Origin of the sequence: Nitrososphaera sp. (assembly GCF_013388945.1) — an archaeon.
Classification (GTDB): Archaea; Thermoproteota; Nitrososphaeria; order Nitrososphaerales; family Nitrososphaeraceae; genus Nitrososphaera.
On sequence record NZ_JACAEH010000014.1, the window covers coordinates 165,639 to 178,465 of the forward strand.

Below are 12,827 nucleotides of genomic sequence, written 5' to 3' on the forward strand. Positions count from 1 at the left end.
ATGAAACTTGTGCTATATCGATTCTGGAGCGAAAGTTGCAGGTTTCGTTCGATGGGAGCTGAAAGAGCTCTACATAAAATATCCTACAATGCATGAAAAATCTAACAAACAACCTTTGCATTACCCGCCGCGCAGACGTGGCTCCGGCAGCTAAAATGGCAAACTCTGTACAGGATTGTTTTCGCGCTTTCTCTCAGAACTTCTCAAAAGTAAGACGGTCAGTTTCTCCCTAAGATCCAACAATTCGTCCAATGACAGATTGTGTTTAAGGAGCCCGCCAATATCTACCCCCATTTCTGATAGATCGTCCGTAACACGCTTCAAATTACGTGTATCATTGCTCATTCTCATTACCAACCCTGCAGACAACTATATGGGACCGCGATATTTCTCAGTTATGGAAGACTCGTATATAGAAAAAACTAGGAAGAATCGAGGCTGGTATGGGCCTGCAGCAGCAACCACGCAGGCTTGCCTAGGAAGAGTCAATAACCTGGCGGTAACAATCGCTGTTCCTGCCGATTGATTCGACTGATTCGCTCCAGAAGACATTTCTTACCCCATCACATGATTTGATGCGGTCTATCAGCAACAACAGTTCATGATTGGTCCTGAAGATCACCTCCACCTTTATGTCAATGGTGTTCTCGCCGAGCGTCCTTGTAACCGAGGTCACAGTATTACTCATATCCAGGATATCCTTTCCTACAATGGCTGTTTTTCCATTGGTTGTAGATACAAACAGGGTCGCTGTCCTCCATCCAAACTTTTCCACTCTGAGCGTATAGTGCCTTTCGACCAGATTCGACTCTAGCCTTTTTCTCCTCCTCTGTACAGTGCTCAGCGGGATGCCCAGCTCCCGAGATAGCATCAAAGAGGACACGTATCCGTTAGAAGAAAAAAGATGCCTCAATATCTTCTTGTCAGGCTCTGATAGAACGGGGATATATTCACCATTGTTTTTCGGCCTCCCCGGCCTCCTGTGCATTGAACTGGCTCTTACCAGGTTTTGAAGGCTGTCTAACAACTCGCTCAGATTCTCCATCGGAAGCGAACTGAACGCATCTGTGTCAACTCCTAGGCTCTCAAGCTCTCCGAGGATTTCGTGCCGGGATTGGTGCTTGCTGGCTGCATGGCTGACCGCAGAGTGGATATCGAAATCCTGGTTTTTGTTCTTTGACTCATTGTCATGTAAGGTTTTTAGTGCTGGTTCTACCTGTGTCATGTTATGGTTTCTTGAAATAGAAGATAGTGATAAAGGCAATACGTCCTAGTTAACTGGCCTTGGTGAAAAGATTAACCATTTCAAAAGAAGTAGTTGACCGGATGACTCCGTTTTTCTCGATCAACGCGGGTACGAAGGCAGATCCAAAACCGCGGTCGCATTAGCACAAGCTTCTGAAGCCGTAACTCGATGCGGGGTTCTCTGCCGACCATCGTAAAACTGAACGGTACATTGCCTTCCGAGTCCTGCATCGGGAAATCCGGTAAAAAGGTTCCGGGAGTTTCCGCGTGGAAACTCAAAAAGTATAATAAAGTCGGTGCCAGCGGATACGATTGATACGCGCCGAGTGGAAGAAAGAAGGCTTAAAGTCGAGCTTGATGCAGCCTTGGATGTTTTTGGTCCGCGAGTGAAGGAAGCGGTTCTTCAGGAACTAGAGGAATCCGGCTATTCATTTGAGGAAAATGGAAATCTAGGCCGACTCAGAGGGTTCCTCGTCCGTATAGGAGGAGAATCGCTTGCGTCCATCGTCATGAAAAGGCTTACCAAACAGATTAGCGAGAACAATCACGCTCGTAAACGCTGATTCTTGCGCTGCCGGAATTGGTTTCTGATGAAAATCCGCGTCTTTTAAATCGTATGTGGTTAGTAATGCCGGAAAATCTTTTGCTTATGAAGATGCTTCATTCATACTCCGTCATCTTACCTGTATGCAATGTGTTCCATTCTCGGCTACAAAGGCAACAATGATGCTGCTTCGATCCTGGTTGAGGGTCTCCGCCTGATGGAGTACAGAGGTTACGATAGTGTAGGAATAGCCATGCTTGATGATAACAAGTTTACAATTCGCAAGGGGGTTGGCAAGGTGCAGGAAGTCAACGAGAGGTTCGACCTTGACAAGATGGTCGGCAAGATCGGCATAGGCCATACCAGGTGGGCGACCCACGGCGGCGTCACGGATAAGAACGCACATCCCCATCCAACATGTCGACAAGAAATCGCGGTTGTGCACAACGGCATCATATCAAATTACCGCGAGCTCAGGCAGAAACTTACTGAACGTGGTCACACCTTCAGGAGCGATACGGACAGTGAAGTGATTGCTCATCTTCTTGAAGAAGGCTACGTGAAGGGCGACGACATAAAGTCTATCCTATTTCGCACGTGCGACGATCTGGAAGGCTCCTATGCTTTTGTGGCAGCGTTTCACGATGGCACAATCGCTGCTGCCAGGTGGGAAGAGCCTCTCATCATAGGCATTGCTGATAACGAGTACTTTATTTCAAGCGACGTCCTTGGCTTTCTGAAGCATACCGACAAGGCCGTCTTCTTGGACAACGGTGACACCGCTATTCTCTCCGGAGATAATGAACTTGAAATCTTTGACAGTGCAGGGAACCCCATAAGCCGTCCGGTGACTCGAGTCTCGTGGGAACTCGGACTGGCCGACAAGGGAATTCACGCTCACTATACGCTCAAAGAGATCAATGAACAGACTGCGACATTGTTCAGAGCAGCGGATGTCAGCAACGACAGCCTGAGAAAATTCTGCGAAATAATTTCTAACGCCAAGAACGTCTACATGACAGGAAGTGGATCGAGTTACCACGCTGCACTTGAGGCAAAACATTTCTTTTCCAAGCTTGCCAGGGTAAGGGCGGATGTCATTATTTCAAGCGAATTTAGCTACGAATCAGACGCGATACAACCCGGTTCCGTGCTCATAGCAATATCGCAGAGTGGCGAGTCAGCAGATGTATTGCACTCGGTAAAAAAAGCCAAAGAATCTGGTTGCACCATACTTTCAATCGTTAACGTTAGCACCTCCTCTCTTGCGAGGGCCTCGGAAATGTACCTGGAACTTGGCTGCGGGCCTGAGATCGGAGTCGCGGCAACCAAGAGCTTCACGAGCCAGGTGGCACTCCTTTATACCATAGCTTCTATCCTAGGCGGCCGCGAGAATGAGCTGGTAGTCAAGCGCGGGGTACTACAAGAGGCAGTAGCAAAGGTGCTTTCCAAATGTGACCTCGTCGCAGACTTTGCCAGAAGCATTGCAAAGTTCAACGACATCTATTTGCTTGGCAGGGCGTTGCACTATCCAATAGCACTGGAGGGGGCGCTCAAGCTAAAAGAGCTTGCATACGTTCACGCAGAAGGTTTGGCGGCAGGCGAACTAAAACACGGTCCGCTTGCACTGATAGACTCCAACGCCATAGTCATAGTCTTAAATCCCAGAGACGGCACATACGTCGACACCTTGTCAAGCCTTCACGAGATAAAGTCGAGAGGTGCGACTGTGATTGGCATTTCAAATGTAAGGGATGACACGTACGACTACTGGATAGAGCTGCCTGAGGCGGAGAGCAACATCTATCCCCTGCTGGAGGCAATCCCCCTGCAGATGCTCTCTTATTATCTTGCACTGCAAAATAAAGTAAATCCAGACTACCCGCGAAACTTGGCAAAGTCCGTAACTGTGAGATAGCTTTACTGCGCGCGGTACGAAATAAGCCAGTCTGTTCATCCGACTTGGACTTGCCTGTCTTTGGCAAGGTCTTCCATCATGCGGACGAGGTGACCTTGATTATGGCCTACAACTTCGACGGTCTCGCTCCAGGATACGTCCTGCACCCCAATAGATTTCACCTTTTCAATAAGCCGGAGAAGTGCATCGTTCCCGGATACTAGACATTCTGCCGCCACATCCACATTGTTCTTCCCCATCGTCCTGCTTACTAGAATCGTACAGTCTTTCCAGGATAACAATTCCCTGGCAATCTCCGCAGTTCTGCCATTTTGCGCTGAAATAAAGAGGCTCACTCTTCTCCATCCAAACTTTTCCACCCGTAGAGAATAAGACATTTCTAAAAAGTCAGATTCAAGTTTTTTCCGTCTTCTCTGGATCGTGCTAAGTGGGATGCCAAGCCGTTTTGACAGCTGTAAAGAAGAGATTTTACCGGTAGAGCCCAGCAGGACCTTCAGAATCTCGCGATCTGTCTCGGACAGCGTCGGAGTCGCATTATTGCGCGGACCACCCATTCCTGAAGCCGGCCGAGAGCCGCTAATTTCGCGCATCCTTTCAATCAGATCCCGGATCCCTTCAGAAGAGATTGCTTGGAATATTGCAGGGTTGACGCCAAATTCTGCAAGCTCTTCCAAGAGATCCTGTCTGGTTTTGCCCTCTTCATATTTTCCCATAATCATTGCCTTGCAAATTCAGAAGACCTATGATTTTTGAAGGATCGTCATGACGGTCAGTTCCGTATCTTTGCAGCATTATCCCAATACGATAACTGGATACATAGAGAAGAGATAAAAGAAATGCCTCCTATTTGCAGCAGAATTTGTGGAGGACTATCCGCTTTATGCTTCCTGCAAGATGTTATTGTTCTCTTTGTGGATTTCCGGTAACCGGTAACGCTTGAGAGCCTGCCAGAATCTCGTATTGTACAGCACGCAATGGTACTTTAACCGCAGTCAAGCAAGTACGATCTCTATCACGAACCATCCCATGTTGCCGGCGCCATCGGTGGATCGCGCCACCAGTGTCTGTGCGCCAGACGCATTGAAAGTGCGTACGTGAGTCCACTCTGACCAGTCGCCGGACGAGATTGGGGTTGCCATCTGGTAAGAAGTATTGCCTGTTCTTACCTCTACTTTCTCGATTCCGCTCATCGCGTCAAAAGATGTTCCGGTTATGGTGGCCGTCAGACTCGCGCCTGCAGCCACAGTCTCACCGTTTGTAGGAGACACTATGGTCACCTTTGGCTGCGTCGCATCTGAGTCAAATACTACTTCTGTCGTTGAAGAAAGCCACCTTACGTTCCCTGCACTATCAAATGCTCTAGCCACTATCCTGTAGTTTGCTTCTTCATACACTTTGAACTGGTAGCTCCATTCTGACCAGATGTCTGGTCCGACCCCTATCGCATCCGCCTGCCTGTACCACCTGGTAACCTTGCCTGAATCCTGATTGAAGATGGCTACCTGCACCCTGTCAAATCCGCAGCCATCCGGATTGTCCGATGCGGCGCCTTCGATGAGCAACAGCACGCCGTTTGAAGGACCAGCAGTTATGCTATTTGGCAAAGGCGTCATGATTTGCAGCTGGGGAGGTGTTGTGTCGGTACAGGCAGGCACAAAAGACGAGGAGCCTGAGGGCCTGAAAACAGTTACGGAAACGGTGGCCGTGCTTTCAGCGCCCCGACCATCGGAGATAGTATAAGTAAAAGCGTCGACTCCTATGAAGTTGGCCTCAGGACTGTACCTGACAAGCCCCTGACCCTCGTCGACGGCCAATCCATTGTCAGGGTTTGAAATCGCGATAACTGTCAAAAGATCATTATCAACATCAGCATCGTTTTCAAGAACATCTATCAGTACGCTGGTGTTGACGCTCGTCGTCGCAGAATCGTCAGTGGCAGTCGGAGCGACGTTCTGTAATACAGGATCGTCCTCAGAAACAGGTTCCGCAGCTTCATCCTGTCCTGACGCAATTCCGTCGTCGGCCAGTATTTCAATTTCTCTCTCACACGAGGATAGGCGATAAGACGAATCCGCATCAAAAAAGCCATAGGCCAGATGCCTGCCGGGCTCAAGTCCTGCAAGGTCCAGCGCCGCGCTCGCGTATCCATCCTGACCGGTGACTGCCCTGACACCCGCGTCACTGTCGACAAGCGTCAGGACAACTGTCTTTTCTTCAATACCGGTCAGATTTGTAAGGTCTGTGAGGCGCCATAGAACAGGGATCGTCGAATTCTCCTTGACCGTATCGGGCATGTCGCAGAAAAGGGCGGTATCCTTTGAGACGTCTTGCAGGTCGCCGGTTTCCGACACGTCTTTCAGACTCACTCCCAGTTCATCATAAATCTGGATCGTACTTTCCGCAGAAAGTGAGCCAGAATCGTCGTAATTGCTTCCTCCGTTCTGGAGGATCTGTCCAAAAGGTAAAGCCAGAATCAAAATCGTGAGGGCTGCGCCGCTCCCTAACCCCCCTATGACCCACAGGTTCCCGGATCCACTCATGAAGGCATGAAGACTGATTTGCATGATAAGCTGCTATGCAAAATGCGGCTAATTTGGTGACAGGGGATATTACCTTACAAGCTGGCAATTGGCCATTTGCGTCAAATATGTATGAATACAAGCTTTGTGGTTGTCGTTCAAGCACATGCTGTGCGACAAGCGGCCTTTAAGCTACGCAAAAACACGGGCGCGCGGCGATAAAGTGCTTCAGCGTAAACACGGCGCTCATGCATCCATTCGGCCACCTCACGAACCATCCCCAGCGTCATCGTTATGGAGACTGCGTGCAATATTCCTGTCAAATGAGTAGTACTGCACCATGCCCAGGATTATCACTCCCGATATCACAGAAACAATCAGGCCGCCTATAACCACGTCGCCCATGCTGTACGACTTGTGTACTATCCGGTCTGACACCTCCACAAATGTCTGCTCGATAGTGTAGTAGAGATCAAAAGCAACCCTTCCTACTTCATCAAGCCAACTCATCTTTCAGCAACACTCCTGAAGCAGCAACATATTGACTGGCATCACGGCAGAAAAGATATGCGGTATCCAACAGGAAGTGCGCTGGAAGAATTATCCAAAAAAACCGAAGCACGTGAGGTGTTTTGAGGGGAAAATGGCAGAAAATTAAAATCAACTCGACCTTCATGCTACCCCAAGTCTTACACAGGTTTCTAATCTGCCCTTTGTCAGAGTTATTGAACAATAAATAATTTGCATTTTGCCAAAGCATTCTAAAGCGTAAATCCATCAGTCGCGCACAAAACTTCTGCTCAATGCTTCAATTTTCTAGTAAATTGCATGAAGAAAAGTATTGTGAATCCTACAGCAAGCATCACCACGAATGTCGGAAACTCTGGAACCGTCACGATCCTGGAATCGAGTATGGATACAGAGTGCGAATTGATGTTTGCGACGTATGCGGCGGCCGTAGCAGTATTGACGTCGATAGAAACAGGGTTTTCTCCCACCTGCAGGGTCAGTACCACGGCGTGCGACTTGTCGTCTATGACGGAAATGGTATTCTCTTCGGAGTTGGCCACAAACACATGGCCGGCAACCGGATCAACAGCTATTCCCACTGGCACGTCGCCAACAGCTATCTTTTTGATCACGGAATTTGTGCTGCCGTCTATTACTGATACAGAGTCGGAGCCGGCGTGAGTCACATAAACTGTGTTTGTCGCGGGACTTACGGCAACCCTGTCTGCCTTGTCGTCAAACTCGATGCTGGCGGAAAGAGATTTGCCCTCAAGGTTTACAACAGCAAGCGATTTCGGGAAGACGGCGTACAGGAAGTTTGTCGCAGGGTTCACGGCAAGGGCCAACGCCTTGCCGCCTATTCTTATGGAGTCGATGACTTTGTGCGTTGAACCATCGACGATGGACACAGAGTCGGACAGCCAGTTGGCAACATATACAGTGTTGGTGTTCTGGTTGACAGCGATCCCGAATGGCGCGCCTCCCACAGGCAAGTTTCCTACCACCCTGAGCGTCGAGCCGTCAATAATGGACACAGAGTCGGACAGCCAGTTGGCAACATATACAGTGTTGGTGTTCTGGTTGACAGCGATCCCGAATGGCGCGCCTCCCACCCTAATTTGCTGCAGGACCGTGCGCGTCGAGCCGTCAATGACAGAGACCGTGTCAGATTTGGAATTCGTAACAAAGATCATGCCTGTCGCAGAGTTTATGGCAACTCCTGCAGGGCTGTTTCCAAGAGTGAAGACGTTCAGTGGTGTATCCCTGCCGTATGTCATACCAAACCTGCTCGACCCTTCATAGTGCCTGTCAGACAATCCAGCCAGATGCGAGAAGGTAGAAATCTGGTAGCCTTTTGCTTGCACCAAGTCCATCAGCCTCGCAAGATCCACCAACTCCCTTTCGTCAGGGATCTTTGTATACCTGCCTTCTTCAATCCTTACAAAGTCCTGAGGATGCATCATCACCACTGCGTATCCGTATGAGGCGATGCTTGAGTCTATTTCGCGCATTATCTGCTCAACAGGCACCTTGGTGAACTCTTTTATGCTGCCTGGCTCTGCATCCTCCTTGGTCCTAAACGCAGTAGTTGCAGGTATGTGGTGCACTTTTTCCTCCTCGTCTTCGGATGGATCCTGACTGGTGTCCCCGCTGGACAAAAAGTACGGGTACTTGTCCAGGTCGGTCTCTGAGCTGATTATCTTCATGCCTACTTCTTTCATCACATCGAGGGTCTCGGAGTTGAAGCGGTTGTAGGGCGCTATGAACACGTCAGACCTGTCTCCAAACATCTCTGCCATCTTGTCGTTTGCCTGCTGGATTGAATTCAATTGCTCAGCCTTGGTAAGAGTGGAGTGGTTCTCGTGAGTCCAGCTGTGGTTGCTCAGCTCAAAGATGCCACGCGAGCTTCCCTCAAGGATCTTGTCAACTATCATATCGTTGTCCCCAAGCCTCCCCATGATGAGGCCGAGCGACAGGCTTTGGTTTTTCAGGAGGAAAAGATCCATGACGGCAAGCTGGGCGGGCTGTACAAAGTCGTCCTGAATGTCGTCAAACCGGAATATCACGCAGTTGCATGGCAAGCCAGAGCCCTCGATCTGCTGGGAGTACGAGTCTTTAGGGAGGGAAGCAAAGATGATGGCGGCTGCAAGTGCGCACAGTGCCATCCTGTATGCGCATCCTCTGCATTTTACAAGGCTGACGGCGCGCAGATCCTTCACTACTCCCTGATTCTTCCTCGAATTATTTCAGGCACTTCGTAAGCCACCGGAAAAGATGAATTGTTTTCTACAACATTTGAGGTGCTGTCGCGCTCCATGTAGATGTCTGAAATCCGACTATCGGCCACGGTATTATGACGGACGACGTTGTCAGAGGAACCTTCGAGGAGGCCGATCCCAAGTCCGTTTCCAATCACAACGTTGTTCTGGAACGTGTTGTTGAAGCTTTGTTTCTGGATGAAGATCCCGTACTTCTGGTTGTACCTTACGACATTGTTTTCTACTATGCTGGAGTTGGTGAGCCAGTGCAGGCCGATGCCTTCGATGTTGTACTCGACTACGTTGTTGGTTATTGTCACGTTTGCGCATTGCAGTGAGCAGATTATGCCCTGGTTGCCGTTGTCGTGAACATAGTTGGAATCTATTATGAAGTCCTTTGAGCCGGTATGCGGGTCAAGTCCGTACCTGGTATTGCCGTAAACCTCGTTACCTATTATCCTGAAGTTGGTGGCGTGGTCGGAATAAAAGCCGTAATAGTTGAAGGCTATGGTTGAATTGACGACCTCGAAGTTGCCTGTGTTGTAATATGATATTGCAGACCGGGCATATCTCGTATCGCTTACCCCTCCAAGGGAATATCCAAGATGGGTTATGGCCGAGTCGTAAACATTGATCACGCCGCCATTCTTGGCCAGTATGTACGGCCTTGGGTGGTATCCGTTAATGTCAGACCCGTCTGTCGCCGGATCCCACGAAGATACGGTGGAATTCCTGATGACTGCGCTTCCCCTCACTTCCAGCGTCGCAGGTTTGTCTGTTGACGAGCGCAGGAGGACCGTGACATTTTCAATGGCAAGGTGTGCGTCGCTGTCAATTACAAGTGGATCAAGGATGACGTATGCGTCCCTAGATTCCAAATACGTTATGGCAAAAGGATAGGCTGCCTGCAACTTTGTGATGGTCCAATCGCCCTCCCTTATGAGCACCGAGTCGCGGTACTCCGATCCGACGCCTGCCAAGTCCAGTACGGGATCGGTGTAGCTGGGATCCTCCTCGTGCTCTGTGAGGTAGGCGGGGCTGTAGATATTGCTGGCAGTAGACCTGTTTTCATCTGTAAATATCAGGCTTTTGTCGTTGTACTTCAGCACCTCGTCCAGCAGGAGTCTGTGAGAAACTATTTTGGGGGTGAATGCCACCACGCTTGCCTCGTTGTAATGCAACGCCATTGAAAGGAATGATGCCGCGTTGTTGTCACGTTGAACATTCAGGAGGAGCTCGCTACCTATCAGGGGTACGCCGAGAAAAACTGTTGGAGCGTATTCTCTGTCGTAGGCACCAACATTTTCCCACGCCTCTACCTTGTAGCCGTTGTACTCAAGTGTCTGGATCATGAACGGCCTGGCACTCATATACGACTTTTCAACAAAAAATACGGCCTTTTTCACCCCATATTCGCGCAGTATCTCGACTAGTTGTGGAAGCTCCAGATGGTTGCCGTACTCGACATAGAAGGTCAGTGTAACTTGACGTGGGTTTTCGCTGCCGTCGGCCAGCACCCGTGGACCCGTATGCAACTCATGCTTTGTACTCAAGAATGGCTCTATCGAGGACATGACGGGGACCAGAGGCGACAAGCTCCCGCCGGGCTTGTACTCGTCCGTTATGATGTTCCTTGCGTATTGGAGAAAGTCTGCATTCTTTGAGCTTGACACTGGCAGTACCAGGTTCCACGTCACAAGAGCAAAGATTACCGTTGCAACCCCGATGACTGGAATCGTGAAACCCATTCAAATCACCTTGTGAGCCAAGACTTGTTTTTCACCGTGAAGATGGAGTAATACATTAGAGAGCTGAAGAACACCGACAGTGGCGTCATCAGAATGCGGTAGAGCCACCTGTCTCCTGTGTCAGGATTTCGCAGCCTGTATGTAATGCCGAACATCAGCCCGAGAAACAGCAGCCCGAAAAGGTAGAACATGGCGTCATAGACCCTGCCGTTCAAGGGCAGATAGACAAGCGCCCTGTATGCTATTATAGGCGCCAGGAGGGAGAGCGTCATCTGCGTATAATAATAGAGGACTGATACCACGTGCCGGTTCTTGAAGAAGAACGGCGCGTTAAAGAGGAAGACTCTGACCCAGCTCTTCTTCCAGCGTATCTGCTGATTAACGAACTTTTTCAGAGTCGAGGGAGCCTCGGTATAGACCAGCGCGCCTGCGCAGTAGACCACCTTCCACGACTTGTTCTTTCTATCGATGTAGTGTTTATTGCCGCCAAGTACGTAGCTTGTGAGGTGTCTGTCATCACCGGGCCTGAATTCGATTCCCAGAAACTTGTCATTGCACCATGCATCCAGGCACGGCAGTATGGCCTCTTTCCTGTATGCAGATAGGCTGCCAGAGCAGCAGGTGACGCTATTGAAGCAACTTTCCATTCCCTTGATTACGAAGAACTGACCGTCGTACCATGTGTCCTGTATCTTTGTCAGTATGTTTTGGTCCACGTTTATCACCTTGGCACTTCCGGTAGCAGCTCCCACATCGGGATCATCAAAAACGCGTACTATCTTTTCAATGGCATCGTCCTTCACAACGCTGTCGGAGTCTATGAGGAGTATGATCTCGCCCTTCGGCGAGCCCTGAAGCAGGGCCTCCCGGATTGCCCTCCTCTTGCCGACATTTTGCACCATGTGTATGACCTTCACCTTCTCCGGATTCTCCTTATGCAACTCGTCCATGACGGCGCCCGTGTCGTCGGTAGAACCATCGTTGACGAAAATGATTTCCGTGTGAGGATATGTGGAGTTAAGAATAGCAGCCACGCTCTTTCTGATTATCACGGGATCGTTCTTGGCAGGTATTATCACTGAGACAAAATGGGGTTTTTCAGGTGGTGGGAACTTTCCTGTGAAAGATGGATCCTGGTATTTAAGAAATGCAAACAAGAATGCGACAAATACAAGAGAAGTTGTTATCAGACCGTATATTCCCGTAATGAGGTCGATAACAAAAACTACGAGGTAGATCTTGACGAGTATGATGCTCCCTATGCCGGCAAGTATCATGCCCCTTGCAATTTTTTGCTTAACGCTTGTCCTCTGAACTTTTAGTGGCGCGACTGTCTGCGCCTGCATCAAGGTGTGATCTAGCTTTTCGCCTCTATTGGTGCCAACAATCATCCGACTCAGTCCAACTTCCGAATTAGACATCCGCCAACGTTATGAAAGACTAGTGACCGAGTTCCAGCGGTAAACTAAGAAGAATACCCATGGACATGCGACGTACTAGAATGTATTCTCATCCTGATTGATGCCAGTGCACAAGCCAAGAATGCAGGAACCGGGCTGTTTCCTGCGAGTACTATCCGGTAAACGTGATCGTGATGCTGACCGTGAACCACTGGACATTGCCGGCGTTGTCCGTGGCCTTGGCTATCAGGGTGTGGCTACCTTCCGCAACAAACGTCACTGAATGGGTCCACGTAGACCAGTCGCCAGGAGAAGCTGGCGTAGCCGGCTGGTACGAGGTGTTCTGGGTCCTCACTTCCACTATCTGGATGCCACCGTCGTCAAAGGCGGTGCCCTGCACATTTACTGCCACGCCCGTAGAGGGACCCTGAAAAGACTGGCCCGCGGAAGGGGACGTTATGTTAACGGCGGGTCGCACGGTATCATTAATCGTGTATGTCTCTGTCTGGACAGTTCCGGTATTTGCGGCTGCGTCTACCCCAAAGAACTTCAGTGTGGTTGTTCCCAGCGCCGTTATCGGTATTGGCGAGCTGTACACAGGGCTTGACGTGGTAGGTGTGCTGCCGTCAGTGGTATAGTAGATGGTCGCCGGCTCGTCGGCGCTCAAGGTGACGCTCTGCTGGGA

The 12,827-nt window shown here is 49.8% G+C and carries 10 protein-coding genes; 2 read left to right on the forward strand and 8 right to left on the reverse strand.

The genetic code is table 11. The annotated features are described in order from the left end of the window. Positions 1–475: 475 nt before the first annotated feature. The gene (locus tag HXY31_RS08245) at positions 476–1,225 is read right to left on the reverse strand and encodes an Lrp/AsnC family transcriptional regulator (protein ID WP_292641835.1); all 750 of its coding nucleotides are present in this window, start codon (positions 1,223–1,225) and stop codon (positions 476–478) included. 346 nt (positions 1,226–1,571) lie between these two features. On the opposite strand from HXY31_RS08245, the gene HXY31_RS08250 reads away from it, so the two are divergent. Both HXY31_RS08250 and glmS read left to right on the forward strand, forming a co-directional pair. Continuing rightward, positions 1,572–1,808 carry a hypothetical protein gene (locus tag HXY31_RS08250; RefSeq protein ID WP_292641836.1) on the forward strand — a complete coding sequence of 79 codons (237 nt, stop codon included), beginning with the start codon at positions 1,572–1,574 and terminating at the stop codon, positions 1,806–1,808. A gap of 129 nt (positions 1,809–1,937) precedes the next feature. Beyond that, positions 1,938–3,707, forward strand: a complete 1,770-nt coding sequence (gene glmS / locus HXY31_RS08255) for a glutamine--fructose-6-phosphate transaminase (isomerizing) (RefSeq protein WP_292641838.1) — start codon at positions 1,938–1,940, stop codon at positions 3,705–3,707. Between the two features lie 35 nt (positions 3,708–3,742). Here glmS and HXY31_RS08260 read toward each other — a convergent pair whose 3' ends face one another. The 7 genes from HXY31_RS08260 to HXY31_RS08290 all read right to left on the reverse strand — a co-directional run. After that, positions 3,743–4,420, reverse strand: a complete 678-nt coding sequence (locus HXY31_RS08260; RefSeq protein WP_292641840.1) for a winged helix-turn-helix transcriptional regulator — start codon at positions 4,418–4,420, stop codon at positions 3,743–3,745. 279 nt (positions 4,421–4,699) lie between these two features. Further along, complete coding sequence (locus HXY31_RS08265) at positions 4,700–6,058, reverse strand: cadherin-like domain-containing protein (RefSeq protein ID WP_292641843.1); 1,359 nt, start codon at positions 6,056–6,058, stop codon at positions 4,700–4,702. A gap of 435 nt (positions 6,059–6,493) precedes the next feature. Next, entirely contained in the window at positions 6,494–6,664 is a 171-nt protein-coding gene (locus HXY31_RS08270) for a hypothetical protein (RefSeq protein WP_292641845.1), read from the reverse strand. A 362-nt stretch (positions 6,665–7,026) separates the two neighbouring features. Next, a complete protein-coding gene (locus HXY31_RS08275) occupies positions 7,027–8,955 on the reverse strand; it encodes a polysaccharide deacetylase family protein (protein WP_292641847.1) in 1,929 nt (642 codons plus the stop codon). Beyond that, positions 8,955–10,742, reverse strand: coding sequence for a right-handed parallel beta-helix repeat-containing protein (locus tag HXY31_RS08280; RefSeq protein WP_292641848.1), 1,788 nt, complete (start codon positions 10,740–10,742; stop codon positions 8,955–8,957). The genes HXY31_RS08275 and HXY31_RS08280 overlap by 1 nt, the downstream gene beginning before the upstream one ends. A gap of 5 nt (positions 10,743–10,747) precedes the next feature. Then, positions 10,748–12,088 (reverse strand): glycosyltransferase, encoded by a 1,341-nt coding sequence (locus HXY31_RS08285; protein WP_292641854.1) that lies wholly within the window; start codon positions 12,086–12,088, stop codon positions 10,748–10,750. Positions 12,089–12,314: 226 nt separating this feature from the next. Then, a partial coding sequence (locus HXY31_RS08290) for a chitobiase/beta-hexosaminidase C-terminal domain-containing protein (RefSeq protein WP_292641850.1) occupies positions 12,315–12,827 on the reverse strand: 513 nt, incomplete at its 5' end.